Source organism: Olsenella phocaeensis (assembly GCF_900120385.1).
Taxonomy (GTDB): domain Bacteria; phylum Actinomycetota; class Coriobacteriia; order Coriobacteriales; family Atopobiaceae; genus Olsenella_I; species Olsenella_I phocaeensis.
Genome location: NZ_LT635494.1, coordinates 839,746 through 865,160 on the forward strand (window position 1 = coordinate 839,746; position 25,415 = coordinate 865,160).

A 25,415-nucleotide genomic window follows, 5' to 3' on the forward strand; every position below is an offset into this window, starting at 1 on the left:
GTGGGCGATAAAGTTAGATAAGACTAACTAATGCCATATGGACTCGACCTTGTCGGGATTCGAAAGGAAGACCCGTGAGCTACATGGAACGATATGCCTCCCTCGACGGGAGCCGCACGGCGCGGCTCGCCCTTCTGGCCCATGAGGCACTGCCCTGCATCGTTGCCCTGACCTGCGCCTTCATGCTGAGCCTCGCCCTCTCTGGCTGCTCGGGAGGCACCCCTACCACGGACGCCACAACGAAGGACGCGGCTCAGAAGCCCGTGGTCCTGACCACCTTCACCGTCATCCAGGACATGGCACAGAACGTCGCCGGCGACCATCTGGACGTCCAGTCCATCACCAAGCCTGGCGCCGAGATCCACGACTACGAGCCCACGCCCGACGACATCAAGCGTGCCCAGGGGGCGAGCCTCGTGCTCGAGAATGGCCTGGGCCTCGAGCGCTGGTTCGAGAAGTTCATGAGCGATTCCAGCGCACGTCGCGCCAACCTCTCCGAGGGCGTCGAGCCCATGCAGATCTCGGAGGGCGAGTACCAGGGCAACGCCAACCCGCACGCATGGATGTCGCCCAAGAACGGCATGGTCTACGTTGACAACATCGTGAAGGCCTTCTCGGAGCTCGACCCCGAGCACGCGGATGACTACAGGGCCAACGGCGAGAAGTACAAGAGGGAGCTCCAGTCCGTTGCCGACGAGATGGAGCAGGGCCTTGATGGCCTGCCCCAGGACCAGCGCACCCTGGTGACCTGCGAGGGTGCGTTCTCGTACCTCTGCCGTGACGCCGGCCTCTCGGAGGTCTACCTCTGGCCCGTGAACGCCGAGGACGAGGGCACGCCCCAGCAGATCGCAGGCGTGGTCAAGCGCGTGAGGGAGTCCAAGGTGCCCTGCGTGTTCTGTGAGTCTACGGTGAGCCCCAAGGCGATGCAGCAGGTGGCGGACGAGACCGGCGCGTCCTTCGCGACGGATGCCCGGCATGTGCTCTACGTCGACTCCCTCTCGGAGGAGGGTGGCGTGGTGTCCAGCTACCTCGAGCTGCTGCGCTACGACGTCCGCACCATCGTGGACGGCCTCACGGGAGGAGCACGCTGATGTCGCACACCGCCTCAGGTGACTCCCTTCGCGTGGAGGGAGTCACCCTGCGATACTCGCGTGCCACGCATCCGGCGCTCGAGGACGTGAGCATCGGTCTCGATAGAGGCAGCCTCTGCGCCCTGGTGGGACCCAACGGGGCAGGCAAGTCGACGCTCATGAAGGTGATCATGGGCGTCGAGAGGCCCCAGCGGGGGAGCGTCAGCTTCGACGGCCACGACTCCGCGCGGGCCCGTCGCCTTGGGCTCGTGGGATACGTGCCGCAGCGTGACGTCTCGGACGAGGGCTTCCCCCTCTCCGTGGAGGACGTGGTCATGCTGGGGCGCTACGGTAGGATTGGCCCCCTGCGTGGCCCCTCTCGCGCAGACCATGCCGCAGTGGACGAGGCGATCGAGCGTGTGGGCCTGCAGGACCTGCGCCACCGTCCGATCGCCTCTCTCTCGGGAGGGCAGACCAAGCGCATGTACGTCGCGCGTGCCCTGGCGCAGCAGGCACGGTTCATGCTGATGGACGAACCCTTCGCCGGAGTCGACAAGAGCTCCGAGGCCACGCTCGCCTCGCTCATGCGCGAACTCTCGGGTGAGGGAATCACGCTGCTCGTGGCGGTGCATGACCTGCACATGGTGGCGGAGGAATTCGATCAGGTCATCCTCCTCAGGAGGTCCGTGGTCTTCCAGGGCCCTGCCCACGAGGCGCTCAGGCCGGAGATGCTGGCACGCGCGTTCTCGGTGGACGACCATCGCGCACGCGAGCTGGTGGCCTGATGGAGGACGTGGCCGTGCTCGATCTGCTCTCGTTCGCGTTCATGCAGCGCGCCATCGTCACGGGCCTCGCCACGGCCCTGGTCTGCGGGGTCATCAGCTGCTACGTGATACACGTGGGCTGGTCGCTCATGGGCGACGCCATATCGCATGCCGTGCTGCCCGGCGTGGTCGTCTCGTACATGTTGGGCCTTCCCTACGCCGTGGGCGCCGTCGTCGCGGCGCTTCTGGCGGTGGCGCTCATCGGTGTGGTGAGAAGGAGCGGGCAGATCCGCGCCGACACCTCCATGGGCATCGTGTTCACCACCCTGTTCTCGCTGGGGACCGTGCTCATCTCGAAGGTCCCCAGCCAGGTGTCCCTCTCACACATCCTCTTTGGCAACCTCCTTGGCGTCGGTGTGCCCGACATGCATCAGGTGATCGTGCTCGCCTCCGTCGTGCTCGCGGTGCTCCTGATGCTCAAGCGAGACCTCGTGCTCTTCGCCTTCGACCCCATGCACGCCCAGGCGCTGGGAAAGTCACCCCAGCTCTTGAGTGGCGTCCTCCTGGGCGCCCTCGCCGTGACCGTCGTGGTGTCGCTGCAGGCCGTGGGCATCATCCTCTCCGTGGCGATGCTCGTCACCCCGGGTGCCACGGCACGCATGCTGACTGACAGCTTCTGGAAGATGCTGTGGCTGTCACCGCTCGTCGCCGCCATCGCCACCGTGCTGGGCATCTGGGCGAGCTACGTCCTCGACGCCTCCTCGGGTGGCATGATTGGCGTGGTCCTGGGCCTGCTCTTCGCGCTGGCCTGTGTCTTTGGCCCTCATGGACTCATCGTCGAGCTGCGTCACAGGGGCAGCCTGGTGTAGGGGCTGGCCGCTCGCGCGGCGTGGGCTGTCACTCTGTCGTACAATGGCCCGCACCACGCAAGCCACACGGGGTGGCTTTCGGGAAGCGAGAGGAGCCAGCCATGATGCATGTGGTCGTCTATACGGACGGCTCCTCGCGTGGCAACCCCGGACCGGGCGGCTATGGTGCGGTCATGCGCTACGTCGACCCCTCTGGTGGGCTGCATGTCAAGGAGCTCGCCCAGGGATATCGCCGCACCACGAACAATCGCATGGAGCTACTGGGTGTCATCAGCGCGCTCGAGGCGCTCAGGCGTCCCTGCGAGGTGGAAGTCCACTCTGACTCGCAGTACGTGGTGAACGCCTTCAACAAGGGCTGGGTCTGGGGGTGGCTCAAGAAGGGCTGGAAGACGGCCAGCAAGCAGCCGGTCAAGAACCCCGACCTCTGGAAACGTCTGCTGGCGGCGGCGAAGCCCCACGAGCTCAGCTGGCATTGGGTCAAGGGACATGCGGGGGCCGAGCTCAACGAGCGCTGCGACGAGCTTGCCACCTCTGCCGCCGACGGCCTGCTGGGACCCCTCCTTGAGGATGCTGGCTTTGAGGGGTAGGCCTTCTCGTCTGCCTTGCGCGCCTCGCATGGTCATTTTGCCAAGTGCTATAGTTTGCCACGTCAAACTTATGGTCCTTGGAGGAATCGCATGGTCGTAGACGTCATCATCATCGTCGCCGTTCTGATTGGCATGTTCTTTGGCCTGCGCCGTGCCGTGGGAACTGCCACTGGCAGGCGTGACTGCTGCTCGGGCGATGCCAAACCGAGTGGGAAGAAGTTCCGCGCGACGAGGATTGAGGACACTGACGAGGCGCACTACCCTTACGCGACAGACCTCACCGTTGCGGGCATGAGCTGCCAGAATTGCGCGCGGAACGTCGAGAACGCCCTCGATTCGATTGAGGGCACCTGGGCGCGCGTCGACCTCGACACGCGGACTGCCCACGTCCTCTCGAAGCAGCCTGTCGACCTCGACGCCTATAGGGAAGTGGTCTCGGAGGCAGGCTACCGCGTCATCTCCTAGGCACACCCGTCAAAGGTGGACGTCGGCTTGGTCGTCGGACTTGGGATGCGGGCCGCAGACGCCTGAGGGGCAGCGGGCGCTTGAGGAGCGACGTGCCTAGGTAAGAGGCGCCATGGGCATCTCCTCGTAGATGAGGTGGTACTTCTCCTCCACAAGGGCCAGGAAGTCGGCGGGGGTGATGGCAGGGACGGCCGAGCGCTCGAAGCCCTCCACGCTGCGGGTAAGGATGTAGTCGGCACCCACCTTCTGTGCCGCCCTACTTACGACGCAGTCCTCGAAGTCTTTCCAGCCCTGCTCTGCTGCCCAGCGGATGTCCTCCCCATCTATGGCGCATGTCTTGACCAGGGAAAGGCATTCGATGATTGATCTCTGTACCGTCTTGCTGCTCATCTGCTTTCGTGCAACATAGAAGATGTCCGCGTATGACTTGGCGGACATCCATAGCTCCGCATCGCGAAAGCAGCTCATGACATAAACCCTTTTCCAGTCCTCGACAAAGGGCTGTCTCGTCTCGAAGAAGTCGAGCAGGACGTTAGTATCAACCAAAAGCTTCATAGTCAGCCCGCTTTCCTTCGGCGATGATTTCCTTGTAGTCGTGAGGGTCCCAGCCCCCGACAGGCGTGGGTAGTGCCACAGCCGCAAATGCGGCCTCGATCTGCGCCCGGATCTCTGGCGTGATGATGCGTACGGTCTTCTGGGGCTCCCCTCCTGCTGCGGGAGCGGAAGGCTCCTGGTCGGGCAGTGACTCATGTCTCAGCACGTAGTCGTAGGCTGCGTTCACGAGCTTCGTGGGGCTCGAACCGATGCGCTTCAGAATGGCGTTTCCCTGGTTGCGAACCTCGACGGGCACGCGCGCGGTGACCATGGCGTCCATTGCAGCTCCTCTCCTCTATTTTATGGTAATATTGTAATACAGAAGAGAAGGCAAGAGCTGTTTTTCTGTGGGCTTTCTGCTGGTTCGCTCAGGTGAGGGACATGAGCTCGATGGCGACGCAGGCAAGCACGACGACTACGATTGCCCAAATGAACCATCTCGCCACGACGAGGAGGCGCGCCCAGAGGGGGAGCGGGAGTCGGCGGGAACGGATGGGCCTCTCCTCTTGGAGCTTCGCCCTGTTCGATTCGATCTGCTGCCGATCCTCCTCGAGCATCTCGCTCCACCAAGAGCTGCCCTCGACGGGCTTCCAGGGTTCCTTCCAATTGGTGCCCGGCAACATGCCGACCGCCTCCTCGTGCGACGGGGCTACAGGGACGTGTCCGTCTTGCCAATCATGATGTTGAGGATCTCGACGTCGGTTGGGTGCATGCCCACGCGTCCCACATAGCCCATGGACCGGATGGTCTCCTCGGCGTCCTTGCCCACCAGGCCGTCGCCCGCGAGGAAGTTGTCGTCCGCGAGCGCCATGTCGCAACCCAGTATCGCCGCGTCGACGGCAGCCGATATCTTTGCCGCGCAGCTGGGCTTGGCACCGTCGCAGACGATGCCGCCCACGTTGGCCAGGGTGTTCACGATGGTCGCCTCGAACTGCGCGAAGCTCCCGCCGCGCAGGTAGCAGATGCCGGCGCCGGCGCCACAGGCCGCACTCACCGCGCCGCAGAAGGCGCTCAGCTCGCCGATGAAGTACTTGACGTGCACGGCCACGAGGTCCGAGAGCGCGACGGCGCGGACCAGCGTCTCGTGGTCGCTCCAGAGCTCGTGGGCGTATTCGAGCACGGGCTGCGAGCAGGTGATCCCCTGGTTTCCGCTGCCACAGCAGATGGTGACGGGAAGGGGGCAGCCGCTCATGCGGGCGTCCGACCCCGCAGCGGCGGTCGCGCGGGCCTTGCACGAGATGTCGTTGGGACGGCTCGCGAGCAGCGTGGAGCCGATGTTCGCGCCCCAGCGGTCCTCGAGCCCCGCCTTCGAGATGGTCTGGTTGGTCTCTATCTGTCCGCTGATCAGCTCGTCCACGTCAGACAGCTCGAGCTCGTGGGCGAAGTCCCAGACGGACCTGAGCGAGAGCGCCGAGCGGTCTGCCGCAGGCCTCTCGCCTGCGTCCTCACCCGGTCCCCCCGAGGTGGTCGCCACGCCCGTCGCCACCCCGTCAAGGGAGAGCTCGCAGACGTTGGTGTGGCGCTCCTCGATGCAGGCGGCGGCCTCGTGGCCCTGGCCGAGGGCGACCACGCGGACGTAGAGGTTGGGCACGCCCTCCGCGAGCTCGACCTCGCAGCGGCCATCCTCGACGAGGGAGCGCGCGTCCCGGCGGTCCTGCTCGCTCACGCTCTGGAGCACCTCGAGCGAGCCGTCGGGGTCCCCACCCATGGCGCCGAGGGCGGCTGCTGCTTCGATGCCGCGCATGCCGCCGGAGTTGGGCACGGTGACGCTCTTCACGTTCTTGATGATGTTGCCGCTGCAGGCGACCCTCAGGCGCTCGGGGCGCTGCCCTAGCGTGCGGGTTGCGAGGGCGGCCGCGAGGGCAACGGCGATGGGCTCGGTGCAGCCCAGCGCGCAGACGAGCTCCTCGTTGAGGATGGCGACGTGGTTGAGGTACGAGCTTCGGTCCATGCGGGTCTCCAGCTAGGATGGGCGTGCGCGTCTTGACAGGATGCACTGTATATCATGTGCGAACGTGCGGGCGGGCCAGAAAAACTGTGCGCACGCTGGCTCCGAATTGTGAAGGCGAACGGCAAAGGGCCAGCTGCCGTGGGACCGTCAAGAGTCCCGTGCGCAGACCTTAGCGGTGACCCTCGTCCTCGGCGTCAAGTCGCGCCACGAGCTCGCCCAGCTCGTCCGCGAGCTTGCCGATGCTCCCGCGCCAGACGGCGGCCCTGGGCCAGCCGTGGCCCACGTATGCGGCTGTCTCTTATTACACATCTNGGCTTGGAGCGACGGGAGTTCTCGAGGGTGGAGACGAGGCCGAAGTCGATGTCGTCCAGTCCCGCCCATCTCAGGCGTGCGCTGTCCACCGCGGGCGAGAAGACCGGGTTGGTGGCCAGGGCCACGGTGTATCCCAGCTCCTGCGCGCGCCTGACGCAGCGGCGCGCGCCCGGGCGCGGCCTGGCCTGGGTGACCCCATCGCGCAGGTGGTCGATCCACTCCCCCTCGAGGCAGTCGATGGCACCCCTGACCGCCGGGTCATCCAGCGGCACGCTCGAGAGGCGCAGGTAGGTCTTGTCGAAGAGCTCGCGTCCCGTGAGGTCGTCCTGGCGCGTGGCGGAGTCCACCGCGAGGTAGCAGCGCGAGAGCCAGGCATAGGCCACGGGCACGGGAGTGCGGCCTATGCGTGCGAGCACGCGCGCCTCCGCCCAGAGGTAGCGGGCGATGAAGGCGCTGAGGTTGATGTCGAGCAGGGTGTTGTCCAGGTCGAAGAGGACGGCCTTGATCATGAGGGGGCAGCTCCCTTCCGTCATTGCTGGCCCTAGCTTACCCACCCGGTCGCCTGGGGCCGCCGGGCATCGGGCATGACTCGTGGAAATACAGATTTAAGCTCGCGAACCTTGAAATGCCCCATCTTGTCAAGGTATTCTGTCCAACGTGTGGCAAGGTGCCGCACGACTGTATCTGTCGGCCCCCGAGAGCATGTAAGTTCCCGATTGCGCGACGCACCAGCAGAGCGCCCTAGGCAGCGATCATGTAGATCGGGGCCCCGTTTTCGAAAGGGGTCCACCTTTGAGTGAGATTCAGAACTCGTCCATCTTCTCCCTGGATGACGTCTCAGACGAGGAGATGAACAGCCTCATCGACGGTACCATCACCGACTTCGATGAGGGCGATCTTGTGACGGGCACCGTCGTCAAGATCGAGCACGATGAGGTTCTGCTGGACATCGGGTTCAAGTCCGAGGGCGTCATTCCCTCTCGCGAGCTCTCCATCCGCAAGGACATCAACCCCGAGGACGTCGTCGCCCTGGGCGACGGCATCGAGGCCCTGGTCCTTCAGAAGGAGGACAAGGAGGGTCGCCTGATCCTCTCCAAGAAGCGTGCCGAGTACGAGCGTGCCTGGAACCGCGTCGAGGAGAAGTTCAACGCCGGCGAGAACGTCGAGGGCGAGGTCATCGAGGTCGTCAAGGGCGGCCTGATCCTGGACATCGGCCTGCGCGGCTTCCTGCCCGCCTCCCTGGTCGACCTCCGTCGCGTCAAGGACCTCAACGCCTTCCTGGGCACCCGCATCGAGGCTCGCGTCATCGAGATGGACCGCAACCGCAACAACGTCGTCCTCTCCCGTCGCGTCGTGCTTGAGGAGGCCCGCAAGGCCGAGCGCTCCGAGATCCTCTCGAAGCTCCAGCCTGGCATGCGCCTCAAGGGCTCCGTCTCGTCCATCGTGGACTTCGGCGCCTTCGTGGACCTGGGCGGCATCGACGGCCTGATCCACATCTCCGAGCTCTCCTGGAACCACGTCAACCACCCCTCCGAGGTCGTCAAGGTCGGCCAGGAGGTCGAGGTGCAGGTCCTGGACGTCGACCTCAACCGCGAGCGCATCTCGCTGGGCCTCAAGCAGACCACCGAGGATCCCTGGAGGACCCTGGTCAAGAAGTATCCCGTGGGCGCCATCGTCGAGGGCACCGTCACCAAGCTCGTCACCTTCGGCGCCTTCGTCGACCTGGGCAACGGCGTCGAGGGCCTGGTCCACATCTCCGAGATGGCCAAGCAGCACGTCGACGCTCCCGCGCAGGTTTGTGCCGTGGGCGATACCGTGCAGGTCAAGGTCATGGAGATTGACCTCGACCGTCGTCGCATCTCCCTGTCCATGAAGTCCGCCGCCGAGACCCTGGGCGTCGAGGTCGAGGTCAAGCCCCTCGACAAGCCCGAGGATGACGACGAGGAGGCTCCCGTCGAGGAGTAGCCTCCTGGCTCTTGCCTGCTTTGCCGTTGACGGGGTCGCCTTCGGGCGGCCCCGTTTTTTGCGGGAGACCGGGGAGAGGGGGTGCGCATGACCCGCTCCGGTGCCGTGGGATGGCGTCTGCGCTATCCTATGGGTTTGTGGTGCGCGTTGTCGGGCGTGCGGGAATATTGCGTCTGCGAACGGGCATCCTGAAAGGGACAGGCGCCCAGCGGGCGGGTCCCGACGGGGGATTCACGAAGCGAGAAGGGGTACGTGATGGCTAACGCCAATCTTAACAGGAAGGCCGCGGAGTTCATGCGTGGTCGCAATGGGGCCGACGAGCTCGCAGTCTGCGCCGGGCTTCTCGCCCTCGTCCTCGCCGTCGTCAACATCTTCGCGCGCCAGGTCTGGCTCACTGTGGTCGTCGTCCTCCTTGTCGCCTATGCCGTGTTCAGGATCGTCTCCCCTGATGTGGCCGCCCGTCGCAAGGAGAACGAGGCCGTGATGGAGCGTCTCGGGCCGGCCCGTCTGTGGCTGCGCAACCCCCCCGCTGCCCTGAAGGAGAGCCGCGAGTACAAGCATGCCCGCTGCCCGCGCTGCAACCAGGTGGTGCGCGTGCCGCGCGGCAAGGGACTGGTCAGGGTCACCTGCCCTCGCTGCGGGGAGAAGTTCGAGCTGCGCTCCTAGCCTTCACGAGCAATCTGTCGGCACCCCAGGCGCGGTCGGATTCGTCCGGCCGCGCCTGGCTTGTGCGGATGGGGTCGTCGGCAGCCAGCGATTTGATGGAAGCGAGAAGGGCGTCCCACCGTCATGCGATGATGGATGCCCGACGGACGGAAGAGGGGAGGGGTCATGTACGTGGTGTTTCTGGCGGGCGGCATCGCATCGGGCAAGTCGACCGTCACCCGTCTCCTTGCGGCCCGCGGGGCACGCGTGATCGACCTCGACCAGCTGTCTCGTGACGTCCTGGCTCCAGGCGAGCCGTGCCTCGTGGAGGTCGCGGCCACCTTCGGGGCCGACCTGCTCGATCCCGTGACGGGAGAGCTCGACCGAGGGCTCCTGGCCCGTCGCGCGTTTGCAACGCCCGAGGGGACGTCCCGCCTCGAGGCCATCGAGCTCCCGCACATCAAGTCCCGCCTGGGTCGGCTCCTCGACGAGGCCAGGGCCGAGGCGGCGCCTCCCACCTGCGTCGTGGTGGAGGTGCCCCTGCTCGACCGCGTCCAGGACCTGCTTGCGCTTGCCGACGAGGTCCTGGTGGTGAGCTGTCCCGCTCCGACCAGGCTCGAGCGCGCGGTGGCACGCGGCATGGGCGCCTGGGACGGCGCATCGCCGCTGCGGGCGACGGCGCCATGCGCGGGCACGTCACGGGCCTCGACTACTCCGAGGTCTCGTGCGAGCAGTCCCGCCTGGCCAACGCCGAGGCCATCGCAGAGGGCAGGATGGACGTGGTCTGCGCGTCGGTTGCCGAGCTACCCTTCGCGGACGCGAGCTTCGACGTGGTGACCACGGTGGAGAGTTTCTACTTCTGGCCCGACCCCGAGGCGAACCTGTGCGAGGTGGCGCGCGTCATCCGTCCCGTGGGCCGCTTCCTCCTGGTGGCGGACGTGTACCTGCGGGAGGGGCTCGATCCCGACACCCTGGCCAACATCCGCAGGTACGACCTGACGGTCCTCTCGCCCGAGGGATACGAGGAGCTCGTGCTGAGGGCGGGGTTCGCCTCCTGCCGCTGTCACCTGAGCGACGAGGGCTGGATTGCGGTGGATGCCGTGCGCTAGGTGCGAGCCCCTGGCGGGGCGCCGACATGGTTGACTGACGCCAAGGCGGTAGGTCCCGATGGGCCCGCCGCCTCTTCCATGGCGACCGCCCCGCCTGCCTTCCGCGCGAGCCTGGGCGCCGCCTGCAAAATGCCCGTCTTTCTCAGCTGATCCATTGGTATTATCTGGTATACCTAAGGCATACGAAGTAATACCAATGCAGCAGCAAAACGTAGCAAAAAACAGCTCGCAGGGGTGAACATGAAGGAAAAGCTGACGCCGGTGGTGGCCAAGGTCCTTCCCGACGAGAAGGACCGCTTCTTCGAGGCGACCGAGCAGATCGGGACCACGCCGTCCAACGCCATCCGGATGTTCATCTCGGCGTTCAACCGAGCCGGTACGTTTCCGTTCGAGATAGTCGCCCCGAAGGTGGGGGATGGGGGGATCGCCGATGCGCGCGGAGATACGGTGGCGCTTTCTTAGGGTGTCCATCTTGCTTGCGAGGGTCCTTCCCTGCACGATGACCTCGCGCATGCGCAGCGCCTACGTCTCGAACTCCCTCCGCTGCATGTGGCACTAGCCAGACGCGCCTGGCCATGACTTGGGTCCAGAGGCGTCTGGCCTCTGGCGCGCCTGTCGTCTGGATTCCAAAATGGGTCCTCTTCCTCCTTGCGCGCATGCCAAGCATGCTCTAGAATGCTCCTCGATTCAGCAGGTTTGTTACTCCTCGGAGGCATCACTTGCGCGGGCGTCGGGCCCCATGGCCCACCTGTCGCTGTGCCGTTCCAGGGAGTATTTTTATGTTTATCGTCAGCAAGATAAACAACAACGTGGCCATCGCACTGGATGACAGCGGGCGCAAGCTCGTGGTCTTCGGTCGTGGTATCGGCTTTCCCAAGACTCCCTACGAGCTCAAGGATTCCACGCAGATCGAGTGCGCCTTCTATGGCATCGACAAGAGCCTGCTTCCCATGCTGGTCTCGCTCTCTGACAAGGTGCTTGAGGCCTCCGCGGAGATAATCGAGCTGGCAGGCGACCGCTTCGGCGAGCTCAATCCCAACCTGGTCCTGACCCTCGCCGACCACCTGCAGTTCGCCATCAGTCGAGAGGAGGGCGGGATCCACCTCGAGAACCCGCTCTCGACCCAGATCGGCATCGTGTATCCGCGCGAGGTCGAGGTGGGCTGGAAGGACCTGGACGTCTGCGAGCGCTGCTGCGGGATTCGCCTGCCCGACTCCGAGGCCTACACCATTGCCGTGCACATCGTCAGCGCCGAGATGGACCAGGCCTCTGGGGCGGGCGGCATGCACCTGGTCATGGAGAGCACCGAGCTCATAGAGGAGATCGTCTCCATCGTGGAGTCCTTCGCGGGCGGGGTGCTGGACCACAAGTGCTATGCCTACACCCGCTTCATCACGCACCTGCGCTACCTGGTCTCGGTCCTCCTCGGCGACGCCGAGCCGCCCGAGGGGGGCATCGACGCGGATGGCATGCTGGCCATGATTCGCAAGGCCTACCCTGCCGCCTATGCCTGCACCGAGCGCATCGTCGAGCACCTCCGCAAGCGCAGCTCCTGGGAGTGCACAAGCGAGCAGCGCCTCTACCTCGCCATGCACGTCAACCAATTCCTCAAGGCCCAATAGCCCCCACGGCGCCGGCGGCGTCGCGCGGCGAGGCCCCAAGTCAGCCCTACAAGCCCCTAGGAAAGGGAGTACGGATGGATCCAGCAAAGAGCGCGGCAGAAATCCTCGAGGCGGTGGGAGGCAAGGAGAACATCTCTGACGTCTCGCACTGTTTCACCAGGCTCAGGCTCGTCCTCAAGGACGAGGGCAAGGTCGACCAGAAGAGGGTCGAGCAGACCGAGGGCGTGATCCAGGTGGTCAAGGCCCAGGGCCAGTTCCAGGTCGTCCTGGGGGCCAAGGTCGAGAAGGTCTACGACGCGCTCCTGCCCATGGCGGGCATCGAGGGCACCGGCCTCGTCGACGCCGAGACCGGCAAGCCCGTCGCCGACGAGCCCAAGGGCAAGCTGGGCGACCGCATCCTGCAGACCGTCGCCAAGATGTTCACCCCGCTTATTCCCGCCATCGCCGCGGCCGGCCTGATCAAGGGCCTGCTCACCGCCGCGAAGCTCATCTTCGCGCGCCAGGGCATCGACATCGCGACTTCCGACACCTACGTGCTCCTCTATGCCGCGAGCCAGATTATCTTCTACTTCATGCCCGTCTTCCTGGGCTACACCGCGGCCAAGGCGCTCAAGTGCAACGAGATCATCGCCATGGTGCTGGGTGGCTTCCTCTGCTACCCGCAGGTCGACGCCCTGATTCAGGACACCTCCACGGCGACGGCCATCTTCGGCCTGCCCGTGGTCAAGGCGGCCTGGACCATCGGTGAGTCAACTAAGGTCTTCAACTACACCGAGTCGGTCATCCCCATCCTGCTGGCCGTGCTCGTCCTCATGTACGTCGAGCGCTTCCTCGAGAAGTACGTCCCCGAGATCCTGCAGATCATCGTGGTCCCCGGCGTCTCCCTCATCGTCATGCTGCCCCTCACCCTCTGCCTCCTCGGGCCCGTGGGCATCGTCATCGGCAACGTGATCCAGGTCGTCTACTACGCCCTCATGAACTTCAACGCCCTGCTCGGCGGTGCCGTGGTCGGCGGCCTTTGGGGCGTGCTCGTCATCTTCGGCGCCCACCGCGCCCTGCTTCCCGTGGGCCTCAACGACGTCGCCGTGAGCGGCAGGCAGAACCTGCTCGCCTTTGCCGGCGCTGCCAACTTCGCCCAGGGCGGAGCCGCCCTCGGCGTCATGCTCAAGACCAAGAACGAGCAGCTCAAGGGCGTCTCTGCCTCTGCGGTCATCTCGGCCGTGCTCGTCGGCATCACCGAGCCCGCCATCTACGGCTGCAACCTGCGCTTCAAGAGGCCCATGGTCTGCGCCATCGTCGCCGGTGCGATCGGCGGCGCCATCATGGGCGCGGGCGGGGTCTACGGCGACGCCTTCGCCAACAACGGCGTCCTGACCATCTTCACCTACGCCGCCTTCGGCATGACCCCGTTCGTCTTCTACCTTGTGGGCTGCCTGGTCGCCTTCGTGGGCGCCTGCGTCGCCACCTACGTGGTGGGCTTCGAGGACCTGCCCGCGACTGTGGGCGAGAAGGCCCCTGCGGCCTCCGTCGCCGCCCAGGCCTAGCCAGATCGTGGGAGAGGAGCACGCAATGCCAGCAAGCTTCCCCAAGGGCTTCAGGTGGGGCGCCTCGTCCTCGGCCTTCCAGATCGAGGGGGGCTGGGACGAGGGCGGCAAGGGCCCGAGCGTCGCGGACCACAACGCCTTCAAGCGCTCCGACCGCCAGGCCGACACCAAGGTCGCCAGCGACCTCTACCACCGCTGGCGCGGTGACGTCGCGCTCATGAAGGAGCTCGGCCTGGGCATGTATCGCTTCTCCATCGCCTGGACGCGCATCGTTCCCGACGGCGACGGCGAGGTGAGCGAGGAGGGCGTCGCCTTCTATGACGCGCTCATCGACGAGCTGCTCGCCGCGGGGATCGAACCCTGGGTGACCCTGTACCACTTCGACCTGCCCTGGGCGCTCGTGGAGCGCTACGGCGGCTGGGCCGACCGACGCTGCGTCGACGCCTTCGACCGCTACGCCCGGATCTGCTTCGAGCGCTTCGGAGACCGCGTCAAGCACTGGCAGACCATCAACGAGCAGAACCTCATGGTCCGCGTGGACGAGCGCATGAACATCGCGGCGTCCGACCCTCTCGAGGCCGACCGCCTGCGCGCCCAGATGGACTACCACATGTCCCTGGCGCACGCCCGCGCGACGAGGTCCTGTCACGAGCTGGTCGAGGGAGGGCTGGTGGGTCCTGCCATCTCGTCCACCTGCACCTACCCGCTCACACCCAAGCCCGAGGACGTCTGGGCCGCGCGCAGCAACGACTACCTCAAGACCCTGTACAACCTGGACATGTGCCAGTACGGTGCCTACTCCGGCTTCTACATGGACTACCTCGAGAAGCGCGGCATCGTGCCCGTCATGCTCCCCGAGGATGCGGAGACCCTGCGCCATGGCAAGATGGACTACCTGGCGCTGAACTACTACCGCACCCTCTGCGCGAGCTACCTCCCCGTCGACGACGAGCACCCCCTGGGGTCTCGCGCCTTCCGGGGCAACGAGGTGGACTTCGACCAGTACGGCTGGTGCCGCGACGAGAGGAACCCCTCCCTCGAGGCCAGCGAGTACGGTGCCCAGATCGACCCCATGGGCCTGCGCATCGTGCTCGACGAGTACTACGCACGCTACCGCGTGCCCATCATCATCACCGAGAACGGCCTGGGGGCTCCCGACGAGCTCACGGCCGACGGGCGCGTGCACGACGACTATCGCATCGACTACCTGCGCGCCCACGTGGGGGCCTGTCGCGACGCGATGCGCGACGGCGTCGAACTCATGGGCTACTCGCCCTGGTCCGTCATGGACCTCCTGAGCTCGCACCAGGGCTTCCGCAAGCGCTACGGCTTCATCTACGTGGACCGTGGCGAGCACGACCTGCGGAGCCTCGAGCGCGTCCGCAAGGACAGCTTCTTCTGGTACCAGAACGTGATTAGGACCAACGGGGCCGAGCTCTAGTCGGGCCAGGCACACGTTCCAAGAGGGGAGAGCCGCTTCGGCGATGGCCGCGGCGGCTCTCCCCTTCGCATGGCGCGCCTCCCCGGCGCTTGCATCGGGCATGGTCGGGTGGGGGAGAGGGACGCGCCGCGACGGGCCGTGCGCCTTGTTGGCGCGGACACAGGAGGGCGGGGCGGCCCGCAGGTGGACCGCCCCGCCTGACGTGCGGCTATGAGCGCCCNTTCCAAGAGGGGAGAGCCGCTTCGGCGATGGCCGCGGCGGCTCTCCCCTTCGCATGGCGCGCCTCCCCGGCGCTTGCATCGGGCATGGTCGGGTGGGGGAGAGGGACGCGCCGCGACGGGCCGTGCGCCTTGTTGGCGCGGACACAGGAGGGCGGGGCGGCCCGAAGTTGGACCGCCCCGCCTGACGTGCGACTATGAGCGCCCGCGCTACTGGATCTGGGACACCATGGCCATGTTGGTCGAGGTGATGTAGTCGCCCTGGGAGGGAGAGGTCTGGGGGTCGCCGGCGGTGATGACCACCAGGTCGTCCTTCTCGACCAGGCCCTGCTCCTTCGCCACCGTCAGCGCGTTGTAGCAGGTGGCAGAGAGCGAGCCCTGCTCGGTGGTCTTGTAGGCGTGGACGCCCCACTGGAAGCAGGTCTTGCGGATGGCGTGGTTGGACGGCGACATCGCGTAGATCGGCAGCTTGGGACGGAAGTTCGAGATCAGGCGCGCGGTTCGGCCGGAGTGCGTGGGGCAGATGATGCACTTGGCGTTGACGCGGTCGGCGATCTCGACCGCGGCCAGGCCGATGGAGGCGTTGACGTTGCGCAGGCCGCCGCGGTCGTGGAAATTGTGGCGCTCGAGCAGGTAGCGCTCGGTCTCCTTGCAGATGGAGGCCATGGTCTTGACGGCCTCGATGGGGTACTTGCCGGCAGCGGTCTCGCCCGAGAGCATGACGCAGTCGGTGCCGTCGTAGACCGCGTTGGCGACGTCGTTGACCTCGGCGCGGGTGGGACGGGGGTTGCGGATCATAGAGTCCAGCATCTGCGTGGCGGTGATGACGGGCTTGTAGGCGTCGTTGCACTTCTGGATGATGGTCTTCTGGATATGAGGGACCTGCGCCGCGGGAATCTCGACGCCCAGGTCGCCGCGGGCGACCATGATGCCGTCGGAGACCGCCAGGATCTCGTCGAAGTTCTTGACGCCCATGGCGCTCTCGATCTTCGGGAAGATGTAGACGTTGCGCATGCCACTCTCGGCGCAGATCTGGCGAATCTCCTCGACGGCGCCGGCGTTGCGGATGAAGGACGCGGCGATGGCGTCGATGCCCAGCTCGCAGCCAAACATGATGTCGGCGCGGTCCTGCTCGGTGACGGAGGGCAGGCCCACCTCGACGTTGGGCACGTTGACGCCCTTGTGCTCGCCCAGCTCGCCGCCGTTGGTGACCTTGCAGTACATGTCCTCGCCCACGACGTGGTCGACCTCCAGGCCGATGAGGCCGTCGTCGATCAGGATGGTGGAGCCCTTCTCCACCTCGTGGGGGAGCTCGGCGTAGTCGAGCGAGAAGCGCTCGGCCGTGCCCTCGATGGAGGTGTCGGTGGTCACGATGATGTCGTCGCCGGTGTTGAGGGTGACCTTCTGGCCGTCCTTGAGCAGGCCGGTGCGGATCTCGGGGCCCTTGGTGTCGAGCATGATGGCCACGGGGATGGACAGCTCGCTCGAGATGCGGCGGACGCGCTCGATGTTGTTGCGGTGGTAGTCGTGGCTGCCGTGGCTGAAGTTGAAGCGGGCCACGTTCATGCCGTTCTTGATGAGCTCGGTCAGGACCTCGTCGCTCTCGGTCGCGGGACCCATGGTGCAGACGATCTTGGTTCTCTTGGCAGGCATGTTCGTTCCTTTCGGTCTTCCTATGTGACTCAGGCTGGTCCGAAAGGGGACCAGCCTGATTTTGGCGTCCAACAAAACTGACGACCGATGATTATAGGACGTCCGCAGATGCGTCATTGACAAATGGGCAACTTGCCTAGCAAACGACGCTGCGCTCCACAAAATCGGTACCGTTGGCGAAGGCGCGGGCGTTCTGGAGCGTGACCTTGGCTATCTGGCCCAGCGCCTCCTTGGTGAAGAAGGCCTGGTGGGAGGTCATGACCACGTTGGGGAAGGAGCAGAGGCGGGCGGTGATGGAGGAGCCCAGGATCTGGTCCTCGCGGTCCTGGTAGACGTTGGCGTTCTCCTCCTCGTAGACGTCGAGGCCGGCGGCGCCGATCTTGCCCGACCTGATGCCGCGGATGAGCGCGTTGGAGTCGACCAGGCCGCCGCGGCCCGTGTTGACGAAGATGACGCCGTCCTTCATCTTGGCGATGCTCTCGTCGTTGATCATGTGGTAGCTGTCCTCGTTGAGGAAGGCGTGGAGCGAGATGAGGTCGGCGCGGGCGTACAGCGTGTCGTAGTCCACGTACTCGTCGATGATGTGCTCGTCGTCGACGAGGCTCTGGTTGGGATAGAGGTCGGAGCCCAGGACGGTCATGCCGAAGCCCTTGCAGATGCGGCAGAGCGCGGCGCCGATGCGGCCGGTCCCGATGATGCCCGCGGTCTTGCCGTGCAGCGTCACGCCCACGAGCCCCTCGAGCGAGAAGTTGTTCTCGCGCACGCGGATGTAGCCCTTGTGGATGCGGCGGTTGGCGGTGAGGGCGAGACCCATGGCATGCTCGGCGATGGCCTCGGGCGAGTAGGCGGGGACGCGCGTGACCTTCATGCCCAGGGACTTGGCGAAGTCCACGTTGACGGCGTCGAAGCCGGCGCAGCGCATGAGGATCAGTCCGACCCCCAGGCCGCGCAGCACCTCGAGCGTCATGGCCGAGATGTCGGCGTTCACGAAGGCGCAGACGGCGTCGTAGCCCTGGGCAAGTGTGGCGGTGAGCGGGGTGAGGTTGGTCTCGGTGAAGTCGACCTTGAGCTCGGGGTAGTCGGAGAGGATCGAGTTGAACGAGGACTTGTCGTAGCTCTTGGTGCCGAAGACGAGAACGTTCATGTGACGATTCCTTTCTCTGGGAGCCGCAGCCCCGATCCAAGTACGTTCTGACGTCTTGATTCTAACGCAGGTGAGGGTCCTGAGGCGCAGGTCGCCGCTCGCCCGTCGGGTCGCGGGGAGAGCGGGTGGGGGTCGGTGGGGGTCGGCGGAGCCGCGCGCGGCGGGCGAGGGGCGACAATCGGCGGAGCCGCGCGCGAAGTCGGCGGGCGCGCGCCCGGGGGACGGTGGGGCGTCCGCGCCGAGCCGGTGGGCGAGAGAAGTTGTTTGCTGTTCTCGCATACAACTTCAAAACCGGGCAAGCGTTCTACCTGCTAATATATAAGTCTTAAACAGTTGTATGCTGTTTTTCAGGCGAGAAAACCGCATACAACTCCGGAGGCGCGGCACGCGGGGCCATCGAGGGCTCGCACGGGGGGTGACGCCCCCGTCCCGGCCCGGCTCGTCCGTCGGGCCCGGGCGAGCGTCTCGTCTGCCGGGAGGGTGCGAAGCGTCTAGCCTCAAGGGTGTAAAATAACTAACGAATTAGGAGTAAAATATGGAACAGCGAGGTAAATACATGTCTAGTAAACCCAACAGACTGACTCCGGACGGATATCTGCCGCGCTTGACCGACGCTCGCCTCGACATGCTCATGGGTGCCTTCGGGTGCGTGGAGATCACGGGGCCCAAGTGGTGCGGCAAGACCTGGAGTGCACTTTCCAGGGCGGCCAGCGTCACCGAGCTCGACAGGGGCGAGCAGAGGCAAATGGCCGAGGTCGACCCCTCGCTGGCCCTTCTGGGGGACGCGCCGCACCTGGTGGACGAGTGGCAGGAGGTGCCTGCGGTGTGGGACGCGGCGCGGCGCTTCGTGGATGACTCCGCGGCAAAGACGGGCAGGCTCCTTCTCACGGGCTCCACCCAGCTTGAGCCGGCGAGGCGGGGAGAGGTGCATCACAGTGGCGCGGGGCGCATCGCTCGGCTTCGCATGCGCACCATGACGCTTGCGGAGCTGGGGGAGTCCACGGCCGAAGTGAGCCTCCGGGGCCTCTTCGAGGGGTCATTCTCGCCTGCCACCAGCCCCACCTCAGTCGCCGACGTCGCTCGGTGGTGCTGCAGGGGAGGTTGGCCTGCCGCACTTGGCGCGCCCGACGTGGTTGCGTTCGAGATGGCATCCCAATACATTCAGGCCGTGCTGGACGACAACGTGATGCAGGAGGGGCTCTCTGCCGACACGGCGCTTGCCGTGCTCAGGTCCCTTGCCCTCAACTCGAGCCGTGCCGCGACGAAGAGGACGCTCATCCGGGACATGGGCGCTCGGGGGGTTTCCGTCGACACGCTGACGTCCTATGTCGGGCTCTTCGAACGGCTCTACCTGGTCGAGGAGCTTGCGGGCTGGGAACCCCCGCTCAGGGCGAAGGCTCGGGTGCGCGTGAGTCCCAAGCGCTACTTCACGGACCCCTCCCTTGCGGCGGCGCTGCTTGGCGCCACGCCAGAGAGGCTCGTGCGCGACACGCAGACGCTGGGAGACCTCTTCGAGTCCCTGGTTCTTCGCGACCTCAGGGTGTTTCTCTCCACCTATCCTGGCCTGGGGAACTCCGTCCACTATTACCGTGACGACAAGGGGCTCGAGGTGGACGTGGTGCTGGAACACGGCGGTCGTTGGGCGGCGGTCGAGGTGAAGCTCAGCGACACGAAGGCGGATGCGGCAGCGCGCAACCTGCTTAGGTTGAGGTCCAAGCTTTGCGCGAACGCTGCGGCCCAGGTGGAGCCCCCTGCCTTCCTTGCCGTCGTGGTTGGGAGGGGGAGCGTCGCCTACCAGAGGGAGGATGGAGTGTTCGTTATTCCCATGGCGACCCTTGGGTCCTGAGGCGCAGGTCGCCGCTCGCCCGTCGGGTCGCGGGGAGAGCGGGTGGGGGTCGGTGGGGGTCGGCGGAGCCGCGCGCGGCGGGCGAGGGGCGACAATCGGCGGAGCCGCGCGCGAAGTCGGCGGGCGCGCGCCCGGGGGACGGTGGGGCGTCCGCGCCGAGCCGGTGGGCGAGAGAAGTTGTTTGCTGTTCTCGCATACAACTTCAAAACCGGGCAAGCGTTCTACCTGCTAATATATAAGTCTTAAACAGTTGTATGCTGTTTTTCAGGCGAGAAAACCGCATACAACTCCGGAGGCGCGGCACGCGGGGCCATCGAGGGCTCGCACGGGGGGTGACGCCCCCGTCCCGGCCCGGCTCGTCCGTCGGGCCCGGGCGAGCGTCTCGTCTGCCGGGAGGGTGCGAAGCGTCTAGCCTCAAGGGTGTAAAATAACTAACGAATTAGGAGTAAAATATGGAACAGCGAGGTAAATACATGTCTAGTAAACCCAACAGACTGACTCCGGACGGATATCTGCCGCGCTTGACCGACGCTCGCCTCGACATGCTCATGGGTGCCTTCGGGTGCGTGGAGATCACGGGGCCCAAGTGGTGCGGCAAGACCTGGAGTGCACTTTCCAGGGCGGCCAGCGTCACCGAGCTCGACAGGGGCGAGCAGAGGCAAATGGCCGAGGTCGACCCCTCGCTGGCCCTTCTGGGGGACGCGCCGCACCTGGTGGACGAGTGGCAGGAGGTGCCTGCGGTGTGGGACGCGGCGCGGCGCTTCGTGGATGACTCCGCGGCAAAGACGGGCAGGCTCCTTCTCACGGGCTCCACCCAGCTTGAGCCGGCGAGGCGGGGNCTCGACCACGTTGCCGACGGCGAGCGTGCGGGCGAGGAAGGCGGCGTCGCGCCTGTCGGTCTTCACCCTGTCCCCGGACGGCCGGAGCATCTTCGAGACGGCCCCGACGACGCACGGCACGTCGGCGGCCTCGAGCTTCCGCTGCAGGTCGAAGCCGGTGGGGCCGCTCTCGTAGACGCACCTGGCCGGCTGCGGCAGCCCCTTGCACCACCCCGCCACCGCGCTGGCGTCGTAGCCGAACGACGACCGGAGCACCTCGCCCGTCTCGACCACGAGCGCGGAGGCGCAGATGGACCTTGCATGCACGTCAAGACCGACGTATGTAGAATTGAGCATGGCTGGGACCTCCCGTGATTGTGATATGCCTGACACCGACAGCGGCAAGGCTAACTCACGTTGCCCCCGAAGAGGGCCCATTCGGTCATCACCAGAGCGAGTCCCAGCCACCTCTCTTCATATCGTCTAGCCCAAGCGGCTGGCACGGAACCGGTCCTGACGAGATGGCGTGGGCGTCGCCGAGGAGTGGCGTGCGCACCGAGGTGGAGGAGAGGGACATGATCTATGACGGCATGGCTGGCGTCGAGCGCTACGGTGGCCTCTACAGAGGCTTTGACGTGCTCATCGACTGGTTGGGGAAGAACGACTACCGTGCCCTCGAGGCAGGCAGGCACGAGATCCTGGGTGACAGGGTCTTCGCGCTGGCGCAGGACGCCACCACGCGCAGGCGTGGGGACGCGCATTACGAGGCGCACCGTCGCTACATGGACCTCCAGGTGGACGTCGAGGGTTACGAGGCGTTTCTCGTGACCCCGGGAGCGACGGAGCCCCTCTCGCCTTACGACGAGGGGGCGGACAAGCAGTACCTCGATGTGGCGGTGGGAAACGATGACGAGTTCGGCGGGGAACTGGGCCACGGGCGCTTCGCCCTCTTCGTGGTTGGGGAGTCGCACATGCCCAACCTGGCTCCGGCGGGCATGGGGCCCGGCCCCATCCGGAAGGTCTGCTTCAAGATCCTGGCCGACGAGCTCTGGGATTAGGGCGAGTGGGTGGGGATGGGGTGCCGGAGCGTGGTGCGCGTGTGTCCCTCGTGGCCGCGTCCCTTGCCGCGAGAGGGGCGATGTGGGTGCTTCACCTGCCACTTGGGGCAAGAAGTGGGTGGTTCCGGGTGCTTTTCGCCGAGAAAACCACCCACATCGAGCTTTCCGTGGAACGGTGACGTTCCCGTGGTACGGCGAGTGGCCTCTCGCATGTACAATGTCTTGCTTATAAGGTGCCTGGCACGGCAACCTTGGTGAGCCCTTGCCCCTCCTGGGGAATTATGATCGGGCATCAATCTGCCAGGTGCGTCGCCGTGGCGGCAGGGGGCCGCCACCAGACCCAGGGGGGATAGCAGTGAGAGAGTATCTGGTTCCCGCGCAGGACGTGCTCAAGGAGTGCGGCGCGGACGAGGGGCAGGGGCTCGGTGTCGGCATGGCCGCCGAGCTCCTGGAGCAGAACGGGCCCAACAAGCTCAAGGAGGCCGAGAAGGACCCGCTGTGGAAGCGCTTCTTCCAGCAGATGGCCGACCCCATGGTCATCATGCTCATCATCGCGGCGCTCATCTCGGCCCTGACCGGGATAGTCCAGGGCGAGGCCGACTTCGCCGACGTGATCATCATCATGTTCGTCGTCGTGCTCAACTCCATCCTGGGCGTCGTCCAGGAGGCGAAGAGCGAGGAGGCCCTGGCTGCCCTGCAGGAGATGGCGGCCGCGACCAGCAAGGTAGTCCGCGACGGCAGGGTGGTGAGCGTCCCCAGCTCCGATTTGGTCGTGGGTGACATCGTGATCCTCGAAGCGGGTGACTCCGTGCCTGCGGACTGCCGCATCCTCGAGAGCGCCTCGATGAAGATCGAGGAGGCGGCCCTCACGGGCGAGTCCGTCCCGGCGACCAAGCACGCGGAGGTCATCGAGCTCGAGGAGGGCTCCGACGACGTACCCCTGGGCGACCGCAAGAACATGTGCTACATGGGTTCGACCGTGGTCTTCGGGCGCGGTCGCGCCGTCGTAGTCGCGACTGGCATGGACACCGAGATGGGCAAGATCGCCGACGCCCTCGCCCAGGCCGAGGACGGGCAGACGCCGCTGCAGGTCAAGCTCGACGAGCTCTCGCGCGCCCTCACCATCCTGGTCGTCGTCATCTCGGCCGTCGTCTTCCTCACGGGCTTCGTGAAGCACGGCATGGGCTTCCTCTCTGACCTTCCCCTGGTGCTCAACACCTTCATGATTGCCGTGTCCCTGGCCGTCGCCGCCATCCCCGAGGGCCTGGTCGCCGTCGTGACCATCGTCCTCTCGATGGGCGTCACCAAGATGAGCGAGAAGAACGCCATCATCCGCAAGCTCAGCGCCGTCGAGACCCTGGGCTGCACCCAGATCATCTGCTCGGACAAGACGGGCACCCTGACCCAGAACAAGATGACCGTGGTCGAGCACGCAACCGAGGACCTCACGGCCCACGTGCGCACCATGGCGCTGGCCTCCGACGCCAAGTGGGATGACGCCGCAGGTGCGGCGACCGGCGAGCCCACCGAGGCCGCCCTCGTCGCCGACGCTGCCAAGGAGGGCTACACCACCGCCAAGCTGGCCCAGAGCCGCCCGCGCGTGGGAGAGGCGCCCTTCGACTCCGGCCGCAAGATGATGTCGGTGGTGGTCAAGGNAAGGTTTCTCGACTCGGGCTGGGACCTTCCCCCTATGACCAACCGTCCCGGTCCGCGGCACTCAAGCGTGTCTGATTCGACGCACGACTGCGAGTCTGACATCCGCGTGTTGGCTAACGCATTCCGATGCCTCGGCTGGGGAGTTCCGCGCGTCTAGGTTCGTGCATGGCCCGTCTCCGGGCTGCACATAGCGGATTCGCGGGTTGCCCCACGCGCCATCTCGTCGGGACGCGGGACGATGTGGTTTTGTCGGTGCGCCCTACTCGGCGCCCGTCGCGAGCGCCCAGACGAAGCCGGCCATCTCGCGGGCCACGGCGACCTTCACGAGGTTCGGGGCCTTGCCCCTCCTGGAGAGCGCGGCGTAGCGGTCATGGAGCCTGCGGTTCGCCTTCCTTGCCGACGCGGCGTCGCGCGGCGCCAGCTTGGCCGCCGCCTCCCGCTGAGTCTCCAGCGCGGGCGGCCACGCCCTCGCATGGTGCCAAGAGGCCTCGACGAGCAGGCGCCTCACGTGCCCGTTCCCGGTCTTCGTGATTCTGCCGCGCGACCGGGACTCCCCGCTCGAGGACTCGGAGGGCACGAGGCCGACGTAGGACATGAACGACCGCGCGTCGGGAAAGCGCGAGAAGTCGCCGACCTCCGCCGCGATCGAGAACGCGGACACGGTGGCGATGCCCCTCAGCGCCGAGAGCCTCGCGACCGTCGGCCCCCACTCGGGCGTCGCCGCCTGCTCGGCGATGGCCCCGTCGAGGCGGTCCCGCCTCTCCTCGGCGTTGGTGACGCAAGCGAGGTAGTCGTCGTAGACGAGCCGCTCGCTGGGCTCCCCGAAGTGCAGCGACGACAGCCAGGCGCGGCGCCTCCTGGTCCACGTGGCGCCCCCGTCCCAGACGATCCCCTTCCTGAGCGGGAACTTGGAGAGCTGGTGGCGCGCGCATCAGGTCCTCGCGGCAGTCCTCTCGTGCACGGGAAAGGTCGCGCGCCGCCTCCTGGGCGGGCGTGGGCACGGCGACCTCGACCACGTTGCCGACGGCGAGCGTGCGGGCGAGGAAGGCGGCGTCGCGCCTGTCGGTCTTCACCCTGTCCCCGGACGGCCGGAGCATCTTCGAGACGGCCCCGACGACGCACGGCACGTCGGCGGCCTCGAGCTTCCGCTGCAGGTCGAAGCCGGTGGGGCCGCTCTCGTAGACGCACCTGGCCGGCTGCGGCAGCCCCTTGCACCACCCCGCCACCGCGCTGGCGTCGTAGCCGAACGACGACCGGAGCACCTCGCCCGTCTCGACCACGAGCGCGGAGGCGCAGATGGACCTTGCATGCACGTCAAGACCGACGTATGTAGAATTGAGCATGGCTGGGACCTCCCGTGATTGTGATATGCCTGACACCGACAGCGGCAAGGCTAACTCACGTTGCCCCCGAAGAGGGCCCATTCGGTCATCACCAGAGCGAGTCCCAGCCACCTCTCTTCATATCGTCTAGCCCAAGCGGCTGGCACGGAACCGGTCCTGACGAGATGGCGTGGGCGTCGCCGAGGAGTGGCGTGCGCACCGAGGTGGAGGAGAGGGACATGATCTATGACGGCATGGCTGGCGTCGAGCGCTACGGTGGCCTCTACAGAGGCTTTGACGTGCTCATCGACTGGTTGGGGAAGAACGACTACCGTGCCCTCGAGGCAGGCAGGCACGAGATCCTGGGTGACAGGGTCTTCGCGCTGGCGCAGGACGCCACCACGCGCAGGCGTGGGGACGCGCATTACGAGGCGCACCGTCGCTACATGGACCTCCAGGTGGACGTCGAGGGTTACGAGGCGTTTCTCGTGACCCCGGGAGCGACGGAGCCCCTCTCGCCTTACGACGAGGGGGCGGACAAGCAGTACCTCGATGTGGCGGTGGGAAACGATGACGAGTTCGGCGGGGAACTGGGCCACGGGCGCTTCGCCCTCTTCGTGGTTGGGGAGTCGCACATGCCCAACCTGGCTCCGGCGGGCATGGGGCCCGGCCCCATCCGGAAGGTCTGCTTCAAGATCCTGGCCGACGAGCTCTGGGATTAGGGCGAGTGGGTGGGGATGGGGTGCCGGAGCGTGGTGCGCG

24 protein-coding genes and 2 pseudogenes are annotated in these 25,415 nt (G+C 66.1%); 18 read left to right on the forward strand and 8 right to left on the reverse strand.

The window, feature by feature from the left end:
• The first annotated feature begins 83 nt into the window (after nt 1–83).
• The 5 genes from BQ7388_RS03930 to BQ7388_RS03950 all read left to right on the forward strand — a co-directional run bounded on the left by BQ7388_RS03930 (nt 84) and on the right by BQ7388_RS03950 (nt 3,755).
• Nucleotides 84–1,091, forward strand: a complete 1,008-nt coding sequence (locus BQ7388_RS03930) for a metal ABC transporter substrate-binding protein (protein WP_062530373.1) — start codon at nt 84–86, stop codon at nt 1,089–1,091.
• Nucleotides 1,091–1,855 (forward strand): metal ABC transporter ATP-binding protein, encoded by a 765-nt coding sequence (locus BQ7388_RS03935; RefSeq protein ID WP_062529659.1) that lies wholly within the window; start codon nt 1,091–1,093, stop codon nt 1,853–1,855. Before BQ7388_RS03930 ends, BQ7388_RS03935 begins: the two co-directional genes overlap by 1 nt.
• Nucleotides 1,855–2,703 carry a metal ABC transporter permease gene (locus BQ7388_RS03940; RefSeq protein WP_062529661.1) on the forward strand — a complete coding sequence of 283 codons (849 nt, stop codon included), beginning with the start codon at nt 1,855–1,857 and terminating at the stop codon, nt 2,701–2,703. Before BQ7388_RS03935 ends, BQ7388_RS03940 begins: the two co-directional genes overlap by 1 nt.
• A gap of 101 nt (nt 2,704–2,804) precedes the next feature.
• Entirely contained in the window at nt 2,805–3,290 is a 486-nt protein-coding gene (rnhA, locus tag BQ7388_RS03945; protein WP_197414909.1) for a ribonuclease HI, read from the forward strand.
• A 90-nt stretch (nt 3,291–3,380) separates the two neighbouring features.
• Nucleotides 3,381–3,755: a heavy-metal-associated domain-containing protein gene (locus BQ7388_RS03950; protein ID WP_062529664.1), complete on the forward strand. Its 375-nt coding sequence runs from the start codon at nt 3,381–3,383 to the stop codon at nt 3,753–3,755.
• 96 nt (nt 3,756–3,851) lie between these two features.
• On the opposite strand, the gene BQ7388_RS03955 is transcribed toward BQ7388_RS03950, so the two are convergent.
• From BQ7388_RS03955 to BQ7388_RS13320, 5 genes are all read right to left on the reverse strand, one after another.
• On the reverse strand, nt 3,852–4,310 hold the full coding sequence (locus BQ7388_RS03955) for a PIN domain-containing protein (protein WP_062529666.1): 459 nt from the start codon (nt 4,308–4,310) through the stop codon (nt 3,852–3,854).
• Nucleotides 4,294–4,629: a hypothetical protein gene (locus BQ7388_RS03960; RefSeq protein ID WP_072499832.1), complete on the reverse strand. Its 336-nt coding sequence runs from the start codon at nt 4,627–4,629 to the stop codon at nt 4,294–4,296. Before BQ7388_RS03960 ends, BQ7388_RS03955 begins: the two co-directional genes overlap by 17 nt.
• Nucleotides 4,630–4,717: 88 nt before the next feature.
• Nucleotides 4,718–4,972, reverse strand: a complete 255-nt coding sequence (locus BQ7388_RS03965; RefSeq protein ID WP_072499833.1) for a hypothetical protein — start codon at nt 4,970–4,972, stop codon at nt 4,718–4,720.
• 26 nt (nt 4,973–4,998) lie between these two features.
• On the reverse strand, nt 4,999–6,300 hold the full coding sequence (locus tag BQ7388_RS03970) for an L-cysteine desulfidase family protein (protein WP_062529670.1): 1,302 nt from the start codon (nt 6,298–6,300) through the stop codon (nt 4,999–5,001).
• A gap of 194 nt (nt 6,301–6,494) precedes the next feature.
• On the reverse strand, nt 6,495–7,145 hold the full coding sequence (locus BQ7388_RS13320; protein ID WP_456319909.1) for an HAD family hydrolase: 651 nt from the start codon (nt 7,143–7,145) through the stop codon (nt 6,495–6,497).
• Between the two features lie 259 nt (nt 7,146–7,404).
• Between BQ7388_RS13320 and rpsA the strand changes: the two genes are divergently transcribed.
• The 8 genes and pseudogenes from rpsA (at nt 7,405) to BQ7388_RS04015 (ending at nt 14,938) form a co-directional block, all read left to right on the forward strand.
• Nucleotides 7,405–8,577 carry a 30S ribosomal protein S1 gene (gene rpsA, locus BQ7388_RS03980; RefSeq protein WP_062529675.1) on the forward strand — a complete coding sequence of 391 codons (1,173 nt, stop codon included), beginning with the start codon at nt 7,405–7,407 and terminating at the stop codon, nt 8,575–8,577.
• Between the two features lie 255 nt (nt 8,578–8,832).
• Nucleotides 8,833–9,243, forward strand: coding sequence for a hypothetical protein (locus tag BQ7388_RS03985; RefSeq protein WP_062529677.1), 411 nt, complete (start codon nt 8,833–8,835; stop codon nt 9,241–9,243).
• Nucleotides 9,244–9,408: 165 nt separating this feature from the next.
• Nucleotides 9,409–9,849, forward strand: a pseudogene (coaE, locus tag BQ7388_RS12895) (dephospho-CoA kinase); the annotation flags it as partial.
• 56 nt (nt 9,850–9,905) lie between these two features.
• Nucleotides 9,906–10,331 (forward strand): class I SAM-dependent methyltransferase, encoded by a 426-nt coding sequence (locus BQ7388_RS12900; protein ID WP_234946823.1) that lies wholly within the window; start codon nt 9,906–9,908, stop codon nt 10,329–10,331.
• Nucleotides 10,332–10,571: 240 nt separating this feature from the next.
• The gene (locus tag BQ7388_RS04000; protein WP_062530470.1) at nt 10,572–10,793 is read left to right on the forward strand and encodes a type II toxin-antitoxin system RelB/DinJ family antitoxin; all 222 of its coding nucleotides are present in this window, start codon (nt 10,572–10,574) and stop codon (nt 10,791–10,793) included.
• Between the two features lie 317 nt (nt 10,794–11,110).
• A complete protein-coding gene (locus BQ7388_RS04005; RefSeq protein ID WP_072499834.1) occupies nt 11,111–11,953 on the forward strand; it encodes a PRD domain-containing protein in 843 nt (280 codons plus the stop codon).
• 74 nt (nt 11,954–12,027) lie between these two features.
• On the forward strand, nt 12,028–13,497 hold the full coding sequence (locus BQ7388_RS04010) for a PTS transporter subunit EIIC (RefSeq protein WP_072499835.1): 1,470 nt from the start codon (nt 12,028–12,030) through the stop codon (nt 13,495–13,497).
• Between the two features lie 25 nt (nt 13,498–13,522).
• Entirely contained in the window at nt 13,523–14,938 is a 1,416-nt protein-coding gene (locus BQ7388_RS04015) for a glycoside hydrolase family 1 protein (protein ID WP_072499836.1), read from the forward strand.
• A 428-nt stretch (nt 14,939–15,366) separates the two neighbouring features.
• Here BQ7388_RS04015 and pyk read toward each other — a convergent pair whose 3' ends face one another.
• Nucleotides 15,367–16,809 (reverse strand): pyruvate kinase, encoded by a 1,443-nt coding sequence (gene pyk, locus BQ7388_RS04020; RefSeq protein WP_062530480.1) that lies wholly within the window; start codon nt 16,807–16,809, stop codon nt 15,367–15,369.
• A gap of 136 nt (nt 16,810–16,945) precedes the next feature.
• On the reverse strand, nt 16,946–17,953 hold the full coding sequence (locus BQ7388_RS04025; protein WP_062530482.1) for a 2-hydroxyacid dehydrogenase: 1,008 nt from the start codon (nt 17,951–17,953) through the stop codon (nt 16,946–16,948).
• Nucleotides 17,954–18,488: 535 nt separating this feature from the next.
• On the opposite strand from BQ7388_RS04025, the gene BQ7388_RS04030 reads away from it, so the two are divergent.
• The 3 genes and pseudogenes from BQ7388_RS04030 to BQ7388_RS04045 all read left to right on the forward strand — a co-directional run.
• Nucleotides 18,489–19,799 carry an ATP-binding protein gene (locus tag BQ7388_RS04030; protein WP_062530448.1) on the forward strand — a complete coding sequence of 437 codons (1,311 nt, stop codon included), beginning with the start codon at nt 18,489–18,491 and terminating at the stop codon, nt 19,797–19,799.
• 1,366 nt (nt 19,800–21,165) lie between these two features.
• Nucleotides 21,166–21,675 carry a NanQ anomerase/TabA/YiaL family protein gene (locus BQ7388_RS04040; protein WP_159430786.1) on the forward strand — a complete coding sequence of 170 codons (510 nt, stop codon included), beginning with the start codon at nt 21,166–21,168 and terminating at the stop codon, nt 21,673–21,675.
• Between the two features lie 355 nt (nt 21,676–22,030).
• Nucleotides 22,031–23,329: pseudogene (locus BQ7388_RS04045) on the forward strand (cation-translocating P-type ATPase); the annotation flags it as partial.
• Between the two features lie 261 nt (nt 23,330–23,590).
• Here the strand turns inward: BQ7388_RS04045 and BQ7388_RS12905 are convergent.
• Nucleotides 23,591–23,992 carry an IS110 family transposase gene (locus BQ7388_RS12905; RefSeq protein WP_231782250.1) on the reverse strand — a complete coding sequence of 134 codons (402 nt, stop codon included), beginning with the start codon at nt 23,990–23,992 and terminating at the stop codon, nt 23,591–23,593.
• Nucleotides 23,993–24,363: 371 nt separating this feature from the next.
• Between BQ7388_RS12905 and BQ7388_RS12910 the strand changes: the two genes are divergently transcribed.
• Nucleotides 24,364–24,513, forward strand: coding sequence for a hypothetical protein (locus BQ7388_RS12910; RefSeq protein WP_234946825.1), 150 nt, complete (start codon nt 24,364–24,366; stop codon nt 24,511–24,513).
• 352 nt (nt 24,514–24,865) lie between these two features.
• Nucleotides 24,866–25,375, forward strand: a complete 510-nt coding sequence (locus BQ7388_RS04055; protein WP_159430786.1) for a NanQ anomerase/TabA/YiaL family protein — start codon at nt 24,866–24,868, stop codon at nt 25,373–25,375.
• The last annotated feature ends 40 nt before the right edge of the window (nt 25,376–25,415 follow it).